At 37.9% G+C, this 21360-nt stretch carries 21 protein-coding genes; 18 read left to right on the top strand and 3 right to left on the bottom strand.

Annotated elements, in window-relative coordinates; translation table 11 throughout:
• Nucleotides 1-28 precede the first annotated feature (28 nt).
• From ACTJJH_RS15625 to ACTJJH_RS15595, 7 genes are all read left to right on the top strand, one after another.
• Entirely contained in the window at nucleotides 29-397 is a 369-nt protein-coding gene (locus ACTJJH_RS15625) for an HK97 gp10 family phage protein (protein ID WP_320124951.1), read from the top strand.
• A 1-nt stretch (nucleotide 398) separates the two neighbouring features.
• Nucleotides 399-797, top strand: coding sequence for a hypothetical protein (locus tag ACTJJH_RS15620; protein ID WP_440601400.1), 399 nt, complete (start codon nucleotides 399-401; stop codon nucleotides 795-797).
• A gap of 37 nt (nucleotides 798-834) precedes the next feature.
• Nucleotides 835-1497, top strand: coding sequence for a hypothetical protein (locus ACTJJH_RS15615; RefSeq protein ID WP_320124953.1), 663 nt, complete (start codon nucleotides 835-837; stop codon nucleotides 1495-1497).
• Nucleotides 1498-1601: 104 nt separating this feature from the next.
• A complete protein-coding gene (locus tag ACTJJH_RS15610) occupies nucleotides 1602-1955 on the top strand; it encodes a hypothetical protein (protein WP_440601399.1) in 354 nt (117 codons plus the stop codon).
• Nucleotides 1955-2896 (top strand): phage tail protein, encoded by a 942-nt coding sequence (locus ACTJJH_RS15605; RefSeq protein ID WP_440601398.1) that lies wholly within the window; start codon nucleotides 1955-1957, stop codon nucleotides 2894-2896. Before ACTJJH_RS15610 ends, ACTJJH_RS15605 begins: the two co-directional genes overlap by 1 nt.
• 52 nt (nucleotides 2897-2948) lie before the next feature.
• Nucleotides 2949-3866 (top strand): phage tail tube protein, encoded by a 918-nt coding sequence (locus ACTJJH_RS15600; RefSeq protein WP_320124986.1) that lies wholly within the window; start codon nucleotides 2949-2951, stop codon nucleotides 3864-3866.
• Nucleotides 3867-3936: 70 nt separating this feature from the next.
• Nucleotides 3937-4446, top strand: coding sequence for a hypothetical protein (locus ACTJJH_RS15595; protein WP_320124985.1), 510 nt, complete (start codon nucleotides 3937-3939; stop codon nucleotides 4444-4446).
• A 329-nt stretch (nucleotides 4447-4775) separates the two neighbouring features.
• On the opposite strand, the gene ACTJJH_RS15590 is transcribed toward ACTJJH_RS15595, so the two are convergent.
• Nucleotides 4776-5639, bottom strand: a complete 864-nt coding sequence (locus ACTJJH_RS15590) for a hypothetical protein (RefSeq protein WP_440601397.1) — start codon at nucleotides 5637-5639, stop codon at nucleotides 4776-4778.
• Between the two features lie 147 nt (nucleotides 5640-5786).
• On the opposite strand from ACTJJH_RS15590, the gene ACTJJH_RS15585 reads away from it, so the two are divergent.
• The 9 genes from ACTJJH_RS15585 to ACTJJH_RS15545 all read left to right on the top strand — a co-directional run bounded on the left by ACTJJH_RS15585 (nucleotide 5787) and on the right by ACTJJH_RS15545 (nucleotide 17817).
• Complete coding sequence (locus ACTJJH_RS15585; RefSeq protein WP_440601396.1) at nucleotides 5787-10127, top strand: tape measure protein; 4341 nt, start codon at nucleotides 5787-5789, stop codon at nucleotides 10125-10127.
• 157 nt (nucleotides 10128-10284) lie between these two features.
• Nucleotides 10285-10725 (top strand): TonB family protein, encoded by a 441-nt coding sequence (locus ACTJJH_RS15580; protein WP_440601395.1) that lies wholly within the window; start codon nucleotides 10285-10287, stop codon nucleotides 10723-10725.
• A 67-nt stretch (nucleotides 10726-10792) separates the two neighbouring features.
• The gene (locus tag ACTJJH_RS15575) at nucleotides 10793-11191 is read left to right on the top strand and encodes a hypothetical protein (protein WP_440601394.1); all 399 of its coding nucleotides are present in this window, start codon (nucleotides 10793-10795) and stop codon (nucleotides 11189-11191) included.
• Nucleotides 11191-11697: a DUF1833 family protein gene (locus ACTJJH_RS15570; RefSeq protein WP_057069587.1), complete on the top strand. Its 507-nt coding sequence runs from the start codon at nucleotides 11191-11193 to the stop codon at nucleotides 11695-11697. The genes ACTJJH_RS15575 and ACTJJH_RS15570 overlap by 1 nt, the downstream gene beginning before the upstream one ends.
• On the top strand, nucleotides 11694-12056 hold the full coding sequence (locus ACTJJH_RS15565; RefSeq protein ID WP_240283041.1) for a hypothetical protein: 363 nt from the start codon (nucleotides 11694-11696) through the stop codon (nucleotides 12054-12056). Before ACTJJH_RS15570 ends, ACTJJH_RS15565 begins: the two co-directional genes overlap by 4 nt.
• A complete protein-coding gene (locus tag ACTJJH_RS15560) occupies nucleotides 12049-15480 on the top strand; it encodes a host specificity factor TipJ family phage tail protein (protein WP_440601393.1) in 3432 nt (1143 codons plus the stop codon). The genes ACTJJH_RS15565 and ACTJJH_RS15560 overlap by 8 nt, the downstream gene beginning before the upstream one ends.
• Nucleotides 15481-15597: 117 nt before the next feature.
• Nucleotides 15598-15987, top strand: a complete 390-nt coding sequence (locus ACTJJH_RS15555; RefSeq protein ID WP_057069867.1) for a hypothetical protein — start codon at nucleotides 15598-15600, stop codon at nucleotides 15985-15987.
• A 118-nt stretch (nucleotides 15988-16105) separates the two neighbouring features.
• Nucleotides 16106-16879 (top strand): DUF4882 family protein, encoded by a 774-nt coding sequence (locus ACTJJH_RS15550; protein WP_440601392.1) that lies wholly within the window; start codon nucleotides 16106-16108, stop codon nucleotides 16877-16879.
• Nucleotides 16880-17271: 392 nt separating this feature from the next.
• A complete protein-coding gene (locus tag ACTJJH_RS15545; protein WP_440601391.1) occupies nucleotides 17272-17817 on the top strand; it encodes a glycoside hydrolase family 108 protein in 546 nt (181 codons plus the stop codon).
• A 98-nt stretch (nucleotides 17818-17915) separates the two neighbouring features.
• On the opposite strand, the gene ACTJJH_RS15540 is transcribed toward ACTJJH_RS15545, so the two are convergent.
• The gene (locus tag ACTJJH_RS15540; RefSeq protein WP_440601390.1) at nucleotides 17916-18182 is read right to left on the bottom strand and encodes a hypothetical protein; all 267 of its coding nucleotides are present in this window, start codon (nucleotides 18180-18182) and stop codon (nucleotides 17916-17918) included.
• 81 nt (nucleotides 18183-18263) lie between these two features.
• On the opposite strand from ACTJJH_RS15540, the gene ACTJJH_RS15535 reads away from it, so the two are divergent.
• On the top strand, nucleotides 18264-19046 hold the full coding sequence (locus tag ACTJJH_RS15535; protein WP_440601389.1) for a restriction endonuclease: 783 nt from the start codon (nucleotides 18264-18266) through the stop codon (nucleotides 19044-19046).
• 536 nt (nucleotides 19047-19582) lie between these two features.
• Nucleotides 19583-20089 (top strand): hypothetical protein, encoded by a 507-nt coding sequence (locus ACTJJH_RS15530; RefSeq protein ID WP_440601388.1) that lies wholly within the window; start codon nucleotides 19583-19585, stop codon nucleotides 20087-20089.
• A 125-nt stretch (nucleotides 20090-20214) separates the two neighbouring features.
• Here ACTJJH_RS15530 and ACTJJH_RS15525 read toward each other — a convergent pair whose 3' ends face one another.
• Nucleotides 20215-21228, bottom strand: coding sequence for a tyrosine-type recombinase/integrase (locus ACTJJH_RS15525; RefSeq protein ID WP_347750573.1), 1014 nt, complete (start codon nucleotides 21226-21228; stop codon nucleotides 20215-20217).
• Nucleotides 21229-21360 lie beyond the last annotated feature (132 nt).

Below are 21360 nucleotides of genomic sequence, written 5' to 3'. Positions count from 1 at the left end.
TCTGAGTGGTTTTTTTATGGAGAAATTTATGGGATGGAAGGGGAAAAAGCCGACTGATTTTAGTTTTGATGTGGTTAAACAAGTAGAAGGTAAAGTAAAGAAAATTACTATGGAAGTTGTACAGTCTTTGGTCGTTTCAAGCCCCGTTGATACTGGCGCTTATCGTGCGTCTCATATTGTTTCGATTGGTTCTGGTGACTACGGTGTGCGTGGACCTGAAACAAACGCTGTGCAAGATGCAGCTATTCAAGCCGTGAAGTTTAAGCTGGGTAATTTAGTCTATATTCAGAATAATCAACCATATGCTGAACGCTTAGAAAACGGTTGGTCCGATCAAGCGCCACAAGGTATTTACAACACTACATTTAATTATATTTGTCAAAAATACGGTGGTTAAAATGGCAATGACTTTAGAGCAGACTAGGCAAGCTATTATAGAGCACATGCAAGCTTTCACAGGCATTGGTCAGGAACGAATTCAGTATCCAAATGCGCCAGAATTTAATGTACCTAAAGATGGTGTATGGTGCCGTTTAGCGATTGTAGGCGGCCCGAGTTTTATTTCAGGTATTGCAGATAAGCCATGTACACGCCGTACCGGAAATATCATGATTCAATGCTTTGCACGTCATCGTAGTGGTGTAAAAGGAGTAACAGAACTCAGTGATGCATTGCTACAGCATTTTGAATACTTCACTCTAGATCATCTTGAGTGTTTACATGGGCAATCAAATTTTATCGGTCAAGATGCTGACTTTATTCAATATAATGTAACGATTGGTTATAAAATCCACTAAAATGCTCGCGTAATTTTTTAATCGAGTTTGTTTTCTTATGGATTTACTAGAATGGATAAAGACTCTAATTTCTGGAGTATCTACAATTCTAATACCTATTTTAATATGGCGATTAAACAGAAATAGTACTGAAAATAGTAAGCTAAAGTTGCATTCGGATATTGATTTGGACATAGAAGCAGCCAAAGAATTTGAAAAAATAAAAAATGATTCAGAATTATCTAGGTTGACCAAGGATAGGTTCTCAAAAAAGCTATTCAATAATTCAGTTATTAATTTTGATGAGGCTTCTTATTTCACTCAATATAGAGATGCTGATAAGCTTGTAAATATTTATGTCCTATATAAAGATAGGATTAAATTAATATATGATTCAAATAGTTTGGTTAATAATTTAGAACCAAAGGCACCCAAAACACAGAGAATTTACTTTTTTCTTTCTTATATTGTATTTCTTAGTTTAGCAGTAACTCCTTATATCTTTTTTGGAGAATATAAGATTTATATTTTGAATTATTATAATGCGCAAAACTATACGGTAGCTGTGGAGTTTATTCTAGGTCCGTTACTATGTTTTATATTTGGCATAATGTGCTTAAATGAAGGCGGAAAACAAAGTAGTGTTATACGTTTTATTGATAATTTGAAAAAGGAAGCAATTAAAGTGGAAACTACTGATAAGGATGAAGAATTGAATTAATGTAAGAAGAATTTATTTTTAGAAAAAGCTGTCTTTATAGATGGCTTTTTTATTTAACTATTACCACCTCATTGGTGGTTTTTTTATTTTTACAGGAATCACTTATGAGCAATTTCGTTTTTAAGCGTGGTGACACATTCAACTTGAATTTGCAGCTGGTTGATATGGATGAAACTTTGCAATATCCACCCGATGATATCCGCCGTGCAATTGATCTAACCGGTTATACCTTTACTTCACAGATTAAAGCTTTAGCCGATGGAGCAGCTGTAGCTACGTTGACTTGTACTGCGTTAAGTCAAAGTGCACAGAAAGGGTGGCTAAACATTAAAACTATTGCAAGCACTGCAGCATGGCCTTTAGGGCTATGTCAGATGGATATTAAAGCAGTTGTTAGCGGTACTACACAGCACACTGAAACTTTGACTTTCCAAGTGATTGACGGGGTAACAGCATAATGGCAAATCTTGTTTTTAAATTTAGTTGGGATCACCGACCATTCCCATATAACTCAGCTCAAGGCAAACGGCAATTCATGCTGCCTTTTGCCTCAGGTATCCCAAACTTAAATCCTAGATGGGACCAAATTCAGGGAGGTGGAAACGCAACGACAGGTACGCTGACTACTTCGCCAACTGATATGACACCTGGTCGAGTATTGAGAGTGGGGGATTATGGTTATGGTACCTTTAGCACACCTGGTGGTTATACTCCGGCGCTGGACATGAGCCGCAATGGTGGAATCTTTGCCATTTTAAATGGTGTTTATGCTGGTTTAGCAATTTCAACTAATGCAACGGATGGGATTATTTTTGCAGGTAGTCCAACTACAACAGCTTATGGTCAATTTATTGGTGTCGTAAGAAGTTCAACCTTACCTAATACTACGCATATTTTTAAAACAGACCGAAATACGACTATAGACGGAAATGGTTTTATTAAAGCAGCGTCACCTATTGTCAAGTTATTTAGTGATCATATTGAACTCAATGATGAAGCTGAAATGCAGCCAATTACTTTAGAGAAATTAGGCATAGGCAATTACTTAATTAAAGGATCACTTGGCTTTGCAAATGAAGGTTGGTATATCGAAATCCCTAAGGACGCTAATGGCAATACTGTAGTTGCAGTAGTTTATGAAACACTTGAGAACGGCGATATTTCAATTAAGGCGTTCAAGCGTAAATTCGATATTGAAACGGCTGCCATTATTGCTGACTTAAGTAGTCCGCTCGATATTCCAGCTGGCCGCTGGATTGATATCCGCCTTTTTGAAGAATCAGTTGTAGTTTCTGATACACCAATGGAATTTCAGCCAACAAATTTATCCGAAGCAGTAGCTGCAGCATTGGCTGGTGTTGAACCGCCTGAAATCTCAGATACAGATGAAACACTTTAATAACCCGCTAAATCAGCGGGTTTTTTAATGCCTAAATTTTGGAGAACAATAAATGAGTTCAGGCGCAAAAATTCGATTATATGCATGTGAAGAAGCTGTGTTGGGAACTACTCCAGCAAACCCAATCTGGTATACAGTTCGCCGTGTTTCAGATGGCTTATCAGAAAACATCTCAACTGAAGAAAGTAGTGAGGTTGTGGATTCACGCTTCCGACAAGGTGGTGTGGTTACTGAAGCTGAAGTGGCTGGTCAGTTAGAGTTTGAATTATCTGTAGGGACATTTGATCTGTTTTTAAGTGCATTGGCATTTAATAACTGGGCAGCAAATGCCCTCAGCTTTGGCGGTACCGTACGTAAATCATTCACTCTGGTTAAAGTCTTTGAAGATATTGGTCAGGTCTTTATTTACCGTGGTGTTCAGGTCGATACGGGTGAAATCACGATTCAGTCCACAGGTAAAATTACAGGGAACTTCGGTTTAGTTGGTAATTCATTTACCCGTCAACAGGTCAATCCAGTTACTAATCCAATAGCTGCCTCAAACCGTCCATTGGTCAGTATGCCAAACGTTGAAAACTTGCTTATTAATGGGCAGTCAATTCAAGGTAAAGCCTGTCTCCAGTCACTAACGCTTTCACTTAACAACAATCTGGAAGCTATCCGCTGTATCGGTTCAGGTAAGTACACGCCAGAGTTTTACTTAGAGAAAATGATGGATATTGAAGCGAATGCTTCATTCATGTTTTCGGCCACAGCTGCTGGTTGGATTGATGCAATCAAAACCCGTGATGTGTTTACACTGACCTTCGACATCAAAGACAGCAAAGGAAATAAATACTCGCTTAATTTCCCTCAATTAGAAGTCATGGAAGCAAATCACCCGGATGGTGGCGGTGATGACATCATTACTTTAGATATCAACTTTGCTCAAGTGCGGACAGCACCAACAATTTTACGTGCTCTTGTGTAATTCAATTCAAATTAATAAAGCCTGTGGAATCTCCTGGGCTTTTTTTATTTTCAAATTTTTCGAGGTAGGTATGGCTTTAAAAGTTGGAATTGTACGAAGCTCAGAAGTATCGAAGTGGTGCACGTTTGAAACTGCAGGTGGACAAGCAGAGTTTAAAATCCGTGGTATTGGTTATAAACCCTTTCAGGTTGCATTAGAAAAGGCAGGAAATCAAATCACGTCAAAAGGTTATGATGTGATGGTAAAAGATGAAGACAGCAAGCTTTACCATGAGCTTTTATTAGATGCCGCAGGTGCCCATTTAATTGAAGACTGGAAAGGTATTGTTTTTGCTGAGATAGTAGAAGGCAAATCCTTTGAAACTGAAAAACCCTATACACCTGAAAATGCGTCAAAGCTTCTTAATCTTGGTGATATAGGTATTGTTATCTGGTCATTTATTAAAGAGCAGGCGCAAAAGATTCAGGAGGAAGCTGATAAGGACAAGGCGACGATTTTGGGAAAGTCATCGAACTCTACAAGTACCAAAAGACCTATGCGTCGAAAACGCCGCACGAAATCGAACAAATCAAGTTCTTAGGCGGACATGTTCCAGATCCACCTGAATATTCTTATGCAGCGGATGCAATACTTGTTGCCTTTAGTACGATTATCAGAGCTAGACGATATGAGCAGGGTGTACCTCTATCTTTAGATCAGCAGGCTATCAATGTATATGCTGAGCATAATGATTTACCTGGTGATGCTCATATCTTTAATGACTGTATTTTTGCTTTGGATAATCTTTTTGTGACTGAGATACATAAAAAAGTACGTAAAATTTGAGATTTAAATTTTAAGATCTTAAAGATGGTAAATGTCTAAACGCTATCTTTAAGATCTTATTAAATAAGATTATTTTAATTCACTCTATTTAGCTTCTTGGTTAATAATTTGAATATCTTCTAATTTAACTAATTTTGTAGTTTGTTCTTTGTTAACCGCTATACATGCTTCTTTATTACAGATATTAGTTAACCGAAATGTATTCTTAACGTTACTTTCTTTTTCATCAATTTTTGGAAAATAATTAAAACTTCTCTTGTCAATATTGAGTTTAGGATCGAAACTCCTCTTAAAGTTATCTTCAGCATCTTGAAATCCAGTATTCTGTAGATTCATACCTATACGAAACATTGATAAAATAATTAAAACAATACCAATTAGGAAAAAATAATATATTCCTAATCTTAGTACAATATAAGAGCCAAGCTCTCTATTGTCGTCGCCATAAATAGTATTTTTAATTTGATAGAAACTCATTTTGTTTTTATATAAAAAATTTTGTGTGAATAAATAAGGTTTTGTTTTAGATAATCTAAATTTACTTGTTTGAGTAGTATGTTCCTTTTTTTTGATTAAAAGGGAGTGGCGGGGATGGGAAGAAAGATACTTATATTTAACTCTTCTTTTGCCATGAAAGATTGGGTATAAAAGAAAAATAATTACAGCTACAGTTGCTGTTGTTATGCAATTGATAGCATAACTTGCATCTCTACTAGTAAAACCAGATAGAAAAGCAACAAAAATTATAAATACTATAAAGTACAAAAATTTATCAATACCAACAATAAGGCCATCTATTAAAGTCATTGGAATGGTCATTTCAAAAAAACTTATTGAAATACCAAAATAATCTGAATATCCGTAATTATACCAATAGCCACACCAAAATAAAAATGAGGTTGTAAGAGTAATTAGTATTGCAGTATCTATATTAAAGCTAAATTTCATAATATTGTTCACTTCAAATATCTAAAAAATATAAATATCTATTTATATCGAATTCTATAATTAGTGTTAGGTTTTAAAAAGTGCTTTTAGATTATTAATTCCCTAACTCGCGTAAGCGGGTTTTTTTATTGCCTAAAGGAAAGTAAAATGGCACAAGAATCTCGTCTGGTCATTGTTATTGATTCGCAAAATGCTGAACGTAACGCGCGTAATCTAGGCAATGAACTCAATAGTATTGAACGTAAAGGTGAGTATGCTTCCAAGTCTATGGATGGCTTATCTGTCTCGACACGTGCACTTACTGGCTATATGGCAGGGTTGTTATCAGTCGGATCGGCCGTATCAAAAATGGATGCCTATACAGGCTTGCAGAATAGATTGAAGTTGGTAACTAACAATCAAGCTGAGTTAAATAAAGCGACTGAAGATACTTTTCAAATTGCCCAAAGAACCTATTCTGCTTGGGATTCGGTTTTACAGGTGTATCAGCGCTTTAGTGATAACGCCAAAACATTAAATCTTACTATGGATGATACTGCCCGTTTAACGGAAACCGTATCGAAAGCAGTGGCCATTAGTGGAGCAACAGCAGAAGCAGCTGATGCAGCATTAGTACAGTTCGGGCAAGCACTTGCCAGTGGCACATTACGCGGTGAAGAGCTGAACTCTGTTATGGAGCAAACCCCAGCATTAGCAAAGGCCATTGCACAAGGTATGGGGATTACCGTAGGAGAGTTGCGTTCAGTAGCAGCTGAAGGAAAAATTACATCTCAAGAAATTGTAAAAGCTCTAAGAAATGTGGAGTCTGATGTAGATGCATTATTTGGTAAAACTGATATAACAATTGGACAATCATTAACTCTTTTAAATAATGAAATTACCAAATTTGTAGGAGAAGCTGGGAAAGGCTCAGGAGCCGCACAAGTACTTTCTGGTTCGATTCAGGTACTTTCAAGTAATTTGAACATACTGGCTGACGGAGCACTTATCGCTGGTATCGGATTAATCACCCGTGCAATTTTACTAAAAGGAGCAGCTGTTAAAGAGGGAATAGTTTCTACATTGGCTAGTCGTCAAGCTTCTATAACTAAGGCTCAAGCAGAACTTGGTGAAGCGGCAGCAACTTTAAATACAGCTAAAGCACACCTTGCTAATGTTCAGGCAACTAATGCTGAGACTCAAGCCAAATATGGCGCAACTGCAGCTGCTTTAAGATACACCCAAGCTCAAGCCGCTGTGACAGCAGCAACCAATGCACAGACTGCTGCACAAACCAGACTGACTGCTGCTACGTCATTAGCTGGTGGTATTGGTAGTCGTGCTCTTGGACTTATTGGAGGTCCTATAGGTGCTATTACTATTGGTATTTCCGCTTTAGCCGCAGGCTATATGTATTTTCAAGAGCAGGCGGGAAAAGCCAATAAAAAGCTAGAGGAGCAAGCAGCGGTTGCAAATAAAACGGCTGAAGAACTTAAAAAATTAAGAGGAGTTGAAAAGCAATCTGCTATTGATGATATGACTAAGGCATTGGAAGCTCAAAATAAGGAATTGAGAAAGACTGAGCTTGCTGTCGGTTCGGCATTAATTAATATTCAAAACTATGCAGTCGGTAATGCGGAACTTGCCAAAATTTCTAATGATGCACGTACGGGTACTATTAGCTATACCGAAGCCATTGAACGATTAAATGGAATGAAAATTCCACCTGACTTATATAACGCACTTAAGCAACAAGTTGAAAAATATGACGAAGGCTATCAAAAGGGTACTAAGTTAGTTGAAGGTTTAAAGAATGTTGGTGTTGAAAGTAAGTTAGCTGGGAATGCTGCGCAAAACGCTGCACTCCAACATCAACAACAAGCGAATGCAATTGGTAATACAGCAACTGAAGCAGAAAAAGCATCGAAGGCTTTACAGGATTATCGGGATAAGCAAAGAGATAATGTGCTTGATTCAATCTATAAATCAGGTTTGCTTGATTCGGGATATACCGTTGCTCAGGCTAACGCGATTCTAGAGCTGCAAAAAGCAAAAGGAATGAGTGCAATTTTATCTAAAGATGAAATTGACAGTGCTTTGCGAAACCTCAAAATTATTGAGGAACAACAGGAGCGCGAAGAGAAACTAATTGATTCCAAACGTAAGCAGACAAAGGAGTTGGAGCAGCAGGAGAAGATTGCTAAACGCCTTGTAGGTGTATCGGGTAAATCAGGGATTGGTACGGGTCCTCATCTTGATGTTCGGTATGGTGGCTCAATGTCTGGCCAGAAAGTATCGAATGAACATCTAGCCCGATTACAGGCAGGCGGCAAACCATTGTCATCCTACAAGATCAGTTCAAATTACGGTCCACGAAAAGCCCCTACCAAAGGGGCTTCTTCATTTCATAAGGGTATTGATTTTTCAATGCCTGAAGGCACACCAATCACGACCAATGTCGCCGTGAAAGATATCAAGACATGGTATGACAGTAAGGGTGGTGGTTATGTTAGCGAGGTGATCTTTGAGGACGGAGTGTCACTTAAGCTTCTTCACCAGTCACCGAGTATGCAAAGCAAGGTTAAAGGTGGGGCAAGTAAAGGGAGTGATAAAGTATCAGGTGATATCCAATCACAACTTGATCGTCAACTAGATGCTCAGCGGTCACTTGAAAATGAAGTGGCCACTGAAGTACAGCGTATCCAGAATAACTTAACGGTTAGATTGGAGGATGTCGATAAAGCAGGATTTTCACCAGAACGCACTAAAGAAATTAAAGCAGAATTACAACGTCGTGCTGACAATGATATTGCTATAGCCAAGCAAGCAACTAGAAGCAAACTAGAGGACTATAAGGAGTTCCAGAAAACCGAGGAACAGTTACTTGAAGAGAGCTTTAACCGCAAAAAGTTTAATGCGGCTCATGATATTGAATTAAGTAAATCTGAAAAAAAGCAGGCTGTGGAATTGCTGGAACAGCAATATCAGCAAGAAAACGCGCTTATGAAATTGGCTCAAGAGCAACGATCATTTCAAGCCCGATTATCTCTGCTTTCCGAAACTCAAGCCATGCAGGAACGATATAGACTTGAAAGAGAGGAGATTCTTAAGAATACAAAGCTTTCCATTGAAGAGCGGCAAAAGTTAGTCGCATTATCTAAAGCCACACAGGACAAAGAGACACGAGACAAAGTTAATAATGCTGTTCAAAACTGGGGCGGTATTCAGGCTGATATGAATGGTACCAGCGAATTTTATAGACAGGATCAGGAACGATTTCGTCGATTGGGTGCTGCTAATGATTTGGCTGAGAGTAAATTTGGTGCTGCTGATTTAGATGAACAAAACTCATTGGAAACACTCAATGCTCAGTTTGAGCAGCAGCTTATTAGTCAGCAAGATTTCGAAAACCAGAAAACTGCCATTATTCAAGCTGCTCAAGAGCAACGAAGTCAAATTTACAGTGAGTATGCTCAGAACACCAAGGATATCGAAGACAAATATCAGCAAGATCGATTGAACACTCAGATTGCTCTTGGTGGGCAAATGATGGGTTCAGTTACCTCGATGTTTGGTTCAATGTTCGGTGAACAATCTAAAGCTTACAAGCTTATGTTTGCAGCAGATAAAGCTTATGCCATTGCTGCTGCGGGACTTGCGATTCAGCAGAATATCGCTGCTGCTTCAAAAGTTGGTTTTCCGTATAACTTACCTTTAATAGCTGGGGCAGTTGCTCAAGGTGTCAGTATTATCGCTAATATTCGGGCAATTAAGGATCAAGGCTTTTCTGATGGTGGTTTTACTGGATCTGGTGGGAAATATGAACCTGCAGGCATTGTTCACAAAGGCGAAGTCGTCTGGTCCCAAGAAGACATTAAAAGATGGGGTGGTGTTGGATTAGTTGAAAATATGCGTAAGAGCTCAGGCCCTGAAGCATTTATCAATAACAATGCCCTGAATAACTCTTCAACTGAGAATGTATTCAATCGTTCTTTCCTCAGTTCAAAAGCATTTAATGATAATCAAATGATCTCGAATATTTTTAATCAACCTATTCGAGAAAATCAGATTATTACTAAAGGCTTTGCGAACGGTGGATTTACTGGAGGAGCTGTTTCAAAGCCTACCGCTTCCGCTCGTTCTGAATTATTCCATGATGGAAAAGTTTACTTCTCTTCAAATGGTTTAGTTCAGGATCGATCAAATCTTGAAGATGTGCAGGATTTTACCTCAGGTCAATCTTCGCGCCCTCAAGCTGAGTTTATGCCTTCATTTGAGCCTATTTCACCGACAATCAATTTCAAAATTGAAGTAATTAATCAGGTGAGTGGAGCAACAGTTGAAGCTGAGCAACTGGACGAGCAATCAGTCAGGATCATTGTTAAAGATGAACTGGATAAGCAGCTTCCAAGAACGGTTCCGAAGCTTGTAAGTGATCAAATTGGGAATCCAAACTCAACTATTAGTCGGTCTTTGACTGAGAATACGACTGCAAGACGTAATCGTTAATCTAGAAAACCATCTTAAGAGATGGTTTTCTAATAAAATTAATAAATTAAAGATTTTTTATTAAAAAATTTGGATAGAATTCATTTTTCTTAGTAGATGAATCTTCACTAATAAGCCTCTTTATTTTTAGAGCTAAATAAAAGCTGGAACAAGCAATATGAATACTAAATTTGTAATAACTATAATTGGATGTGTGGGCATGGTTCTTGCGAGCAATGTTTATAGTTTTGAACCTATTGTTGGTAATGGTGAGCAGAGAAAAAATCATGGGGCTCACGATGAAGTTTTGTTGGTAGAAAGTCATTCATTGAATGAGTCAAATGTAGTGGGGATAGATAAAGTAAAGTGGGAAAGAATGCCTCGTATTCATATTTCACAAACTGACTTGGAAGGAAAGAACAGAAGATTATCATTGAGTGTGGTGGCTAATAAGCAAGGAATTATTACCGATGTTAATGTAAAACAAAGCTCTGGTTTATTAAAACTTGATGAGCAAGTCATATCTGCAGTTAAGGGAGCTAAAATAAAACCTTATCAGTTGAATGGTAAATATTATTCTTTTGATGTGATATTACCCTTCGAGTTTTATATTGAATGAATTGAATTTCTAGTTTTAATTCTTGAGAAGCGCCTTTGGGCGCTTTTTTATTACCTGAAGGAAAGTTATGTACAAGTTAAAGCTAAATCCTCAAACAAATGGCTATGGCGTAACACCAGGTGATGATGTAAAACGTCAGCAGATGGATGGAGGGCGAGGACGCTATTACATCGATGTAAAACGTAATAGCCATATTGTCGATGTGAACTGGAATTTAAGTAAAACCGATTTCAATAAAATGATGGCCTTCTGGCGTGTTTACCAAAACAAGCCAGCCTCGTTTTATGCGGATCTGGTCATAGACCAAGGAACACGTCAGCAATACCAATGCAATTTCATTCCGAACTCGTTCAAGACCAATGAGGTGAATGGAAATCTATACCGGGTAAATGCTCAGCTCGAAGTTGTACAGAACCAGCCGAACCTTACTGCTGATGCAGCATTGATCAAAGATTGGGAGGTCTAATGGATAACGAATACGCCAAGTTCTTTCTCAATCGTAAAGTCGATATCTATCAACTGGAGTGTATTGAGTTATCACATCCATCTTTTCTAAAAACTTATCGGGTTGTCCGTAACGATGATCGGGGTGTCTATGTCCAGCATAAAGATGGAGCAGGTCAGGTCTTTTATGAATACCTACCCATGTCAATTCAAAGATCTGGAATGCTGGGGGATCTGGACCAGACCTTAACAGTTTCAATTTCTGGACTTGGTGATGTGCTGCCGGATGAGTTTGAAAGGGTAATTGAAGGACAGTATTCAGACGTTAAGCCCACCGTAAATTATCGCCTTTATAGTTCAGATAACTTGAATACACCAATCCACTATTTGTTAGGACTGCAGCTTTCAGGTGTATCAATGAATCATAAAGCTGTGACATTCAAGGCTGAATCACCACGATTAAATACCGCGAAGACTGGAGATATTTTTGCATTGGATCGCTTTAGTGGTCTGAAGGGGGCTGTATGAAAAGTCATGATCATTTGCTTGATAAGCAATACGATGAAGAGCAGTACAACTGTGTTCATTTTGCCCATGAAGCTGCTTTAGATTTATATGGAATAGATCGGCGTGAAGCTTTGGATTTATTCATGCAACCTAAAGGCAAAATTACTTTCCTACCATCAAGATTAAAACTCTTAAATCCGCTGCCCATGCCGAAGGAGGGCTGCATAGTCGCCTTCCATCCTAGACAAAGAAATAAGCCCCCGCATGTGGGGCTTTTTCGTTTAGGGCGCGTACTGCATTTAATGGAAGGTGGGGTTACTTATTTAGCTGAAGACGTCATCAAAGCAATGGGGTTTAATCGGGTCAGTTACTATGATTAAGATTATTTATAAACAAGATCCTTTGTCTGAAGAGAAGACAATTGAATATGCTCACACAATAGGACAATGGCTAACTTCCAAATATGAATCTATGCCTGAACATGTCCGTATTTTTCATACATCAAGCAATATGGATCATGCGGAAATTTCATTTGCCAATGAAGTTACACCTAAGAATGCCCATGACTTAAAACAGCTCGATTTCTTACCTGGTACTTTCATTGTGATTGAAAACCCGAAAGGTATGCCAGCGCTCATTGCGGCAATCGTATCTATTGTTTTAAGTGTGGCCGTTGCTTTTTTAATGCCCGCACCATCGATTGCTCAAACCAATCAGAATAACAACCAATCCTCATCTGCAAATAACGAACTTTCAAATCGTGAAAATAAGATGAGGGTAAATGGTCGTATTACAGATAACTATGGTGCTGGATGGAATACACCTGATCTGATTGCTGTGCCTTACAAGGTTTATGAAAACAATGTTGAGGTTGAGCATATTATTGGTTGTATTGGTCGTGGCCACTATCAAATTAATGGCGCGTACGATGGTGAAACCAATATTGTTGATATTGCTGGGGCATCAGTAGAAGTTTTCCGACCAGGTGTCGATATTGTTTCTGGACAACCTTATTTTTCTCTCGGTACCGAAATTACAACACCGCCTTTAACTGTTCAGCATCAAAACTCAGTGAATGGCCAGATCTTGCGTCCAGCAGATACTCAAAGTCTGGAAGGCACTAATTATCTTCTCTTTGCTTATCCAAACGAGATCCTACGAGCAGCTGCAAACAATACTGATTTAACGACAAAGTTTGTTAGTAATGACCGCGTTGAAATCACCAACGCTTCTTTTACGTATAACGGGCAAACATACGATTTAAACGGTACTTATAGCGTCTTATCCGTTGCAGATGAACGGATGGCATTGTCTAACCCAGCAGCAGTTAATCCAAACTGGTTAAAGCTAAAAGAACTCACTAACCAGCAAACTGGAGCTTTATCTCCAAAGCTTTCATCCATTGGTGAAAAGTGGATTGGTCCATTTATCTTGGACAACACTGAGCGTAGTCGTGTCATTTTTAACTTTGTTGCCAGTAATGGACTCTATACAGTGTCAGCAGGCGGCAATCAGGCAGCGGTAAACGTTACGCTTGAAGTTGAGGTTACACCGGTGAATGAATCGGGTGCAGCAATTGGTAATCCAATGCTGAAACAGATCATTCTGAAAGGTTCAGCAAAGTCACGGCAAACGGTTGGGGCAACGCTGGATATGGTCACATTTCAGGGCCGCTGCAGTGTACGTGCTCGCCGTTTAACTCCAACTCCTGGAGTTACAACTGTTGTTGATGATGTGAAATGGCAAGCACTATACGGTGCATATCCATTGCAAAGCACAACGTATGAGCATGAAACGGTTTTCCGTGCACGTACCTATGCAACGACTGGAGCTTTATCCGTTAAGTCCCGCAAGATTAATTTTGATCTTCAGCGGATGTTACTAACCTATAAAAATGGAGCAATGACAACAGAGCTTTTTCCAACATCAAGCTTTGCTGATGCATTGGTCTCAATGGCACTGGATGACAAGATTGGCCGCCGTACGATTGAAGAGATTGATATAGAAAATATCTATCGTACTTATAACGATATTGTTGATTATTTTGGTACACCATTAGCTGCTGAGTTCTGTACAACGATTGATGATACAAATCTTTCGTTTGAGGAGTTGGTTACCAATCTTTGTGATGCGGTCTTTTGTACAGCATATCGGCAAAACAATAAGCTTAAAATCTACTTTGAGCGACCAACAGATAACTCGGTCTTACTGTTTAACTTTAGGAATATCATTCCGGATCATTATAAGCATGATCTGACCTTTGGCTTAATGAATGATTATGATGGGTTGATCTATGAATACACGGATCCAACTGATGATAGCCGTATCAATATCTACTTGCCGGATAAAGGAGCCAAGAACCCAAAAGAGGTGAAATCGGTAGGTGTTCGTAACAAGTGGCAAGCTCACTTTAATGCGTACCGGCTTTGGAATAAGCTTCGCTTTCAGCGTAAATCTATCACCTTTGATGCAGCACCAGAATCAGAATTACTGGTTTTACGCGACCGTATTGCCGTAGCGGATTACCGCAATGGCATCCATCAAAGTGGGGAAGTGGTAAAGCAAGAAGGCTTAATTCTCACTCTAAGCCATGATGTTGATTTCATAGCTGGCAAGAGTTATGTCATTTACTTGCAAATGGGAGATGGTACCGTTGATCTAATTCCTGTTACTGCTGGATCTGCCAAGAACAAAGTAGTTTTAGGGCGGTTGCCAAACAGTGCTCTTAAATTGAGTGCAGATGATTTCATTAATACGATCTATACGGTTGTTAATGATGATACTAAGGACTCTTTACCTTATCTGGTGGCAAAGAAAGATCCTGTTGACCAATTCTCAAATACGATTACTGCAGTCAATTACGATGTGCGGTATTACCTCAACGATAAAGACTTTATTGACGTGCCAGTTGATGATTCACCAATTTACATTCGATATGACCAGTTAGATATTAATCTTGCACGTCTATATCAGATGCAAAGAGGCGACTTGCCAACTACAGGTGAAATTAGTTTCGTGGTTGAGGCGGGTGCTTTAGTATCCAGTTCGAGTTCACTTAGAACGGAAACCAGAATGGTTTATAAGCATACAAATAACTCAGAAACTAAAGAGTTTATTGTTCCTGCTGCTCCTGAATTACCAGCGATCGATACAGGAGAATTTCCTTCAGGTCTTACCGTAAATCTTATGATTAAGGGGGCTGTTGTTGGGCGTGGTGGTGATGGTGGTTTGCCACATTTGGCATTTGGTGCATGGACCAGTGATCCAAATTATAACTTTACCAGAACGCGCCGTGATGGATTCCAAGGCGCACCGGGTTTAATGAACAGGCACAGCAAATTGAACCTGATTATCGATGGCGGAACACTGGCTCGTGGGGGTTCAGGTGGTGGTGCTACACCAAGTGGGATTTACACTGAATTGGGTTATGGAGTTCAAGGTGTTCCTGGTGGAGCTGGGGCACCGTTTGGTAGGGTTATGACGGGACAGCCAATTTACAACGATACTCAGGACTGGCGGTGGTACTTTATTGACAGTTTTATGGTGGTAAAAGTCACTGATGCTGAAGCTGAGAAACCAGGTAAAGGATACCGTACTCAGAATGATCGTTATGGATCTCCATTGTCGGGTGATGGTGGTGGATGGGGCCAGCGCGGTACCAAGTCCACTAATGATGGTACTTGGAACTGGAATTACCATGGAACAACAGAAGGGCAATCGGGTGCAGGTGGTACTGCAATTGTAGGAGTGGCGCCACTTACAACCAAATTGATTAATGGAGGGAGAATCCTACAAACCCTTTAATACTTTGAAACAACATAGAGCACCCATTTGGGGTGCTTTTTTATTATTGGCCCAATGATGGATTGGACAACGAACAACTACCGCTTTCTAGCGGTTTTTCTATTTCTGGAGAAATAAATGGAACCAGTTTCCACTAGTGGTGTAACAGCAATTTTAAAATTTTATGGTGCAGCAATTATGGTGACTTTAGCCGTCGCGTTAGTTGCAGCAGTAGTATTGATGACACGTATGCCGCGCTCACCTCAAGAATGGGCCGTTGGGCTCATTTGTACAGTCGTATCAAGTTTAGCAGGTGGATCATTCATTATCGTGAAGTGGGGCCTTCATGAATGGGTTACTGATGTGTGGGGAATGATTGCCTTAGGGGGCTTCTTCTTCATATGCGGTATTCCCGGCTGGGCTTTAGTCCGGTGGATATTTAACTTCATTGCCAAACAAGAAGGTAAAACAATTGTTGAAGTAATCAAAGAAGTTAAAAAAGCCAAAGATGATATTCAAAATAGTTAACCGCCTTAGGGCGGTATTATTAAATAGTTCACATATATTTCTGTCATCTGTCGGATTTAATTAAATGATTTAAAGACTTGTTTATACTTAATGTTCAAAATAAAAATAGGATTAAGACGTGAAAAAGATAATTTTAGCAACAATAGTGGGTTTCTGTAGTGTAAATAGTGCTTTTGCAGAATGTACATATAGTTTTGATGCAACATTAACTCAGTTACAATCTTTAGGTAATACTTCTGTTCAGAAGTTCCCAACTATTACAGGAAATAAGTTTTCTTATAAGACATCTCAGCAAAGTTCTTTTTACATGGCTTTCAGTCAAGATTACCTTTCACGATTTTTAGCAGCAAATGATTCATCTGCAATGCTATATACAAGAGGGGATAAAGTAATACCAACTTCTGGAATTATAGCATTTGAATATAAAATTAAAGTTCCTACATTAGGGAATATAGGTTATGTAAATATTTTCCCAGCTTTAGCGGCTGGCATTATGCAGAATGGTAAGGCTGTAAATTTTATAGTTGCTTACCAACATGGGCCGACAACTAATAATTTTTATATTCAAACTACATCAAATGATAGTGCGTTAGTTTCTAATGGCTTTAACTTAGCTCCAGAAGCTACTTCTGATGGTTATCAAAAAATTGGTATCTATATTAATCAGAACTCTAATCAAGTTGGTTTAGTTTTTAATGGGGTTAACAAAGGTTATTTTGCAACGTTCCCTTCTAAACTCGATAATCTATATTTTTCATTAACCTCTAATTTTTATGATTTAGCAGCAGCTGATGCGAATAAAGATGTTTCGGTCGAGTTCCTACTGGATCAATCAAAAATTACACAAACTTATCCAACAGGTACTAAGGATATTTGCGGAGTAGCTTTGTAAAAAAGCGAATTAACTAATTTTTCTCAACCGCCGCCTTCGGGCGGTTTTTTATTACATGGAAATCAGGCCGGAGGTAACTCATCGCTAAGTTTTCTATGATCAAAAAGCAAAAACCCCAGTGTTGACGCACTGAGGTTTTTTATCAACTTAACCTGAGCTAGATTAAGGAGAAGATATATCTATATGGAGCATTTTAAACCAATAGTGGAGCTTATGAAAGTGTCTATTGAAAAGTACGGCTTATGGCAAACAATAGTTGCATTTATTCTTTTGTTTTCCATACCAATCTTAATATGGAAGTTGGATGTAATAATTGCTTCTATAAAAGCATAAATCAACTTAAAAAACAGCGCCACCTTCGGGTGGCTTTTTTACATCTATAGGAAAGTAAAATGAACATTGAACAATATCTTGAAGATCTTATTAAACGTGAAGGCGGATATGTGAATAATCCCGCAGATCGAGGAGGGGCAACAAAATACGGTATTACTGAAGCAGTTGCTCGAGCAAACGGATTTAAAGGCAATATGAAAGATTTACCGCTTGAAGTGGCCAAAGCGATTTACAAAAAGCAGTATTGGACAGCTCCGCGATTCGATCAGGTAAATACTATTAGCTCAGCAGTAGCTGAAGAGTTATTAGATACAGGCGTGAACTGTGGTACCGGCTTTGCAAAACCACTTTTACAGCGTGCTTTAAATTTACTGAATAACCAGGGCAAAGCAGGTTGGCCAGATTTATCAGTGGACGGAATTTATGGTCCGGCTACCCTAAATGCTCTAAAAACCTATTTAGCCAAACGTGGGAAAGACGGCGAGAAAGTGCTTGTGCGAGTTCTCAATATCATGCAAGGCCAACGTTACATCGAAATCTGTGAGCGCAATCCAACGCAAGAGCAATTCTTTTATGGCTGGATTGCTAATAGAGTATTGTTGTAGTTCATTAAGAGATTGGATAGGTTTTTTGTAATATTAATATGGTGAATTTACTTTTAGGTAAAAATTCACCATATTTTATTTAATACCCAACGAAAAATCTATAATTTAATCATGTCATCAGAAGTGACTTCAATAATATTCTCTTTGAAATTGAGAGAACAACCAATCTTATCTAGTGAAAAATTATCGCCATTATATTTCACATTATTCTCTTCAAATATTTTAAAAAACAGATCTTTTATTTCTCTCTCTTTTTCTGGGCCAATAGTAGTATTTGCTTTACCAGCAGAAATTCTTAAAAGTAAAAGACTTTGAACTTTGTCTAAATCATGAGGAGACACGTTTAGATAATGTATAGATTTCATTGTTTAGCCTTATCGATTAATAACTTTATATATTAATTTAATATAAAATTGAATATAACTTACTATTTAATCTGAAAAATTATGAATAATTGGAAAAAATTAGAGAAACATGTTCAGGAAGTGTATTCCTTTCTTCTAAATATGAAGGATGAGGGAATTGTGGTAGGACATGATGTCCAAATTATTGACAAGATGGGCCGATCACATCAAGTTGATGTTTTTTACCAATTTGAAAAAGCTGGGGTAATTCATAAGGTTGCAATTGAGTGTAAGGATCATGGGCGGCCAATTGATAATGGTCTAGTTGCCAAGTTTTATGGAAAATTAATAAATGCTGGTGATATAAGAAAAGTAATGATTTCAAAATATGGCTTTCAGAAGCTAGCTAAGGAAATTGCTGAAGATAATGATGTTATATTACTAACTATTGATGAGCTTCCTAAATTAAATGAGTTAATAGCAGGGCGCATTAAATCAGTAGCTTTGCCAGATGATACAACTATTGGTGAACCATTTTGGACTATCATGGAATTACGAAATGGGAGTGTTAGTGGAAGCTATTACGGAATTGATAATCATTTGACTAATCGTAAAGAATTTGTTCTATTTTACTCTAGGGACCATGCACAAAGATTTTTTAGAGAAGAAGAACTTGATAGTAATAATTGGTGTATTAGAGGTATGCCTCAATATGTATTTAGGGGTTTTCTGCTTATGCTTCAGTTTTTTGAACGCCGAGGTTACGGGGCATCAATTTTTTTTGTTTTTCCAGAAATATCTGAGAGAGATCGATTTTATCCTGTGAGTATTTCAAGTGAAGTACTGGGTGAACAATACTATTTGGGTGAAATGCCAGTTCTTTAAAAGGACTAACGGTGTAGTGTTTAATTATAGCTAATAGAGTAAGTATCGTCGGATAGTGTGTCATGAATTAGCATTTTATTTCATCTTTCCAAGGTTGGCCAATCATTCTGCAGAATTTGGCCAACTTCCCGATATTAATTTAAGTAACTGAAAAATAATAAGAGGAATAAAAAATATTAAAAATCGTGAGTGGCAATTTATATCAAAAAGTCTTTAGACCATTTCTCAACTTTATTTGCGTACCATTGCATTAGTTTCTGGCGCTAATTGAAATAAGTAGCTTTGTTATAAATACCTTTTGTACCCCGCACCGCATGTGCCAGACTCATTTCAATAGCATCGTCCCGCCACAACTCAGACTCATAAGCTGAAGTAGAAAATCTTCCTCGTAACCCATGAACTGTTTGTTTACCTTTGTACGATGTTTTATTAGTCGCATTAATAAGACGGATTGAGTACATTGGTTTATTAATATCTTTTTATTTGAAATTTATAGGATTTTTTGTAGACTAGTTTTTTTAGGATTTTAAAGTTAAATGAAAGAAAATAGCTATTTAAATAAATTAATTGCCGATTGTGAAACAGCAAAAAATGCAGTTCCTATAAATAAAATTATTTTAAATAATTTATTAGAAAAAAAACATATAGATGATTTTAAAGAAATAAAAAATATTAAGTCTGGAATTTATATAATTAGCGAGATTGATGGAAATCCAGAACAGACATTTAAAGATTTCAATGCCTTTAAAAATGATGAAAAATCAAAAGCTAGTGACGGACTTTGCTGTGCTAAATTAAATAGCCCATCGAAAGTTTTATATGTTGGTTCTTCAATAGGCTTTTTAAGGACAAGACTAAACAACCATATGTTTAATGCGTCTAGATCAACCTATGCTCTAAGATTAAATAAATGGTTTAAAGGAAAATATCAAATTGAAATAGAAGTTTTTGATGTAAAAAGAGAAATTCTACAATTGATTGAAGATAATAGAGCATATGAACTTCAGCCAGCTTTTGGAAAAAGAGGACCAAATAGTAAATAGATTTAGAAATAGTTTTAAGTTCTAGATCTGGTGCGGATTCTGTTTTCAAAATACACAGCCCATATGATCAATAATAATGTAAACGTAACACTTTAGAAACAGCCCTCAGTAGAGGGCTGTTTTTTCTACGCAGCACTTAACATCTTAGCAATTTCAGATGCAGTAGGATTGTAATAAGTATTCACCAAAACACTAATCGTTTTATGGCCAGTAATCTTCGCTAGAATCTCTACTGGTAAACGATAGTCATGAACAAAACGGGTAATAGCTTCATGACGTGTGTCATGGAACGTAATAACTCCATCTAAACCAACTCTGCGTAAATTACGTTGCCAGATTAATCTAAAAGCATTAGATGTAAGAGGAACCATACGGTTATCTTCAAGATCGTCTGGTAACCAAGAAAGTAATTCTTTTGCTTTGGTAGTTAAAGGTACATCACGAGAAGTACCATTCTTAGTATCTAATAAGCGAATGAAATCAGGAAAGATTAATGATTTCTCTACACTGAGTATTTCACCTTTGCGCATTGCAGTTTCAAGTGCGAATAGAAAGGACCAAGCAACTCGGTGTCTTGGCTGAACAGGCACTTTTCCCCATTCATAATCGAGCCCAGCTAAAACAGCATCTATATGGTTCTGATAAATCCTTTGGTTACGTGGAGGAGGAGCAGTAGGTTTTGATATTTCTTTGAATGGATTTTCTTTCGTTAAAAATAGCTCTTTCCGGGCAAAGTCAAAAACTGAACTATACATAGCCATTTCACGAATGACTGTTGCACCTTTGACTTGCTTTAACCGTTTATCACGCCATTGTTTAACTAATGCTGGTGTTAGGTCATGAATTGATTCATCTGCTAATTTTCCCCAGTTTTTCTTTAGGCATTTAAGCATTTGAACAATTAAGCGGGCACTCTTCATTTTTCTGCCTTCTTCTTGATAGTACTGTTCAAAAAGGGCGTAGAAGGAGATATGGATTTTTTCAGGCTCAGGATTAGCCTGTTGAGATTGTAATTCTAATAATTTTTTAGCGGCCCATTGTTCACACTCACTCGCAGTATCTCGAGTAGCTGTATAACGTTTGCCTAAGTAACGAACAGTAATGCGCCACGCGTCCCCGCGCTTAACCGGCTTTTGCATAATAACACTCCAAATTTCGTGGTGTCGCCGCGACACCAAAATTCGCGAATGCCTAAAAGACATCCACTTTTTTGGTGTCGCAACGGAAATATAAAGCGTTTTTTAATGCGAATTTTGACTATTTTGAGTAGT

It is taken from the genome of Acinetobacter sp. 22301 (assembly GCF_052045285.1).
GTDB lineage: Bacteria > Pseudomonadota > Gammaproteobacteria > Pseudomonadales > Moraxellaceae > Acinetobacter > Acinetobacter pittii.
Note: the sequence above shows the minus strand (reverse complement) of the source record. Positions and strands in the feature narration are given on the sequence as shown.

Coding starts and splice junctions, on each gene's coding strand:
- ACTJJH_RS15625 (WP_320124951.1), top strand. CDS start 29: ATGGGATGGAAGGGGAAAAAGCCGACTGATTTTAGTTTTGATGTGGTT.
- ACTJJH_RS15620 (WP_440601400.1), top strand. CDS start 399: ATGGCAATGACTTTAGAGCAGACTAGGCAAGCTATTATAGAGCACATG.
- ACTJJH_RS15615 (WP_320124953.1), top strand. CDS start 835: ATGGATTTACTAGAATGGATAAAGACTCTAATTTCTGGAGTATCTACA.
- ACTJJH_RS15610 (WP_440601399.1), top strand. CDS start 1,602: ATGAGCAATTTCGTTTTTAAGCGTGGTGACACATTCAACTTGAATTTG.
- ACTJJH_RS15605 (WP_440601398.1), top strand. CDS start 1,955: ATGGCAAATCTTGTTTTTAAATTTAGTTGGGATCACCGACCATTCCCA.
- ACTJJH_RS15600 (WP_320124986.1), top strand. CDS start 2,949: ATGAGTTCAGGCGCAAAAATTCGATTATATGCATGTGAAGAAGCTGTG.
- ACTJJH_RS15595 (WP_320124985.1), top strand. CDS start 3,937: ATGGCTTTAAAAGTTGGAATTGTACGAAGCTCAGAAGTATCGAAGTGG.
- ACTJJH_RS15590 (WP_440601397.1), bottom strand. CDS start 5,639: ATGAAATTTAGCTTTAATATAGATACTGCAATACTAATTACTCTTACA.
- ACTJJH_RS15585 (WP_440601396.1), top strand. CDS start 5,787: ATGGCACAAGAATCTCGTCTGGTCATTGTTATTGATTCGCAAAATGCT.
- ACTJJH_RS15580 (WP_440601395.1), top strand. CDS start 10,285: ATGAATACTAAATTTGTAATAACTATAATTGGATGTGTGGGCATGGTT.
- ACTJJH_RS15575 (WP_440601394.1), top strand. CDS start 10,793: ATGTACAAGTTAAAGCTAAATCCTCAAACAAATGGCTATGGCGTAACA.
- ACTJJH_RS15570 (WP_057069587.1), top strand. CDS start 11,191: ATGGATAACGAATACGCCAAGTTCTTTCTCAATCGTAAAGTCGATATC.
- ACTJJH_RS15565 (WP_240283041.1), top strand. CDS start 11,694: ATGAAAAGTCATGATCATTTGCTTGATAAGCAATACGATGAAGAGCAG.
- ACTJJH_RS15560 (WP_440601393.1), top strand. CDS start 12,049: ATGATTAAGATTATTTATAAACAAGATCCTTTGTCTGAAGAGAAGACA.
- ACTJJH_RS15555 (WP_057069867.1), top strand. CDS start 15,598: ATGGAACCAGTTTCCACTAGTGGTGTAACAGCAATTTTAAAATTTTAT.
- ACTJJH_RS15545 (WP_440601391.1), top strand. CDS start 17,272: ATGAACATTGAACAATATCTTGAAGATCTTATTAAACGTGAAGGCGGA.
- ACTJJH_RS15540 (WP_440601390.1), bottom strand. CDS start 18,182: ATGAAATCTATACATTATCTAAACGTGTCTCCTCATGATTTAGACAAA.
- ACTJJH_RS15535 (WP_440601389.1), top strand. CDS start 18,264: ATGAATAATTGGAAAAAATTAGAGAAACATGTTCAGGAAGTGTATTCC.
- ACTJJH_RS15530 (WP_440601388.1), top strand. CDS start 19,583: ATGAAAGAAAATAGCTATTTAAATAAATTAATTGCCGATTGTGAAACA.
- ACTJJH_RS15525 (WP_347750573.1), bottom strand. CDS start 21,228: ATGCAAAAGCCGGTTAAGCGCGGGGACGCGTGGCGCATTACTGTTCGT.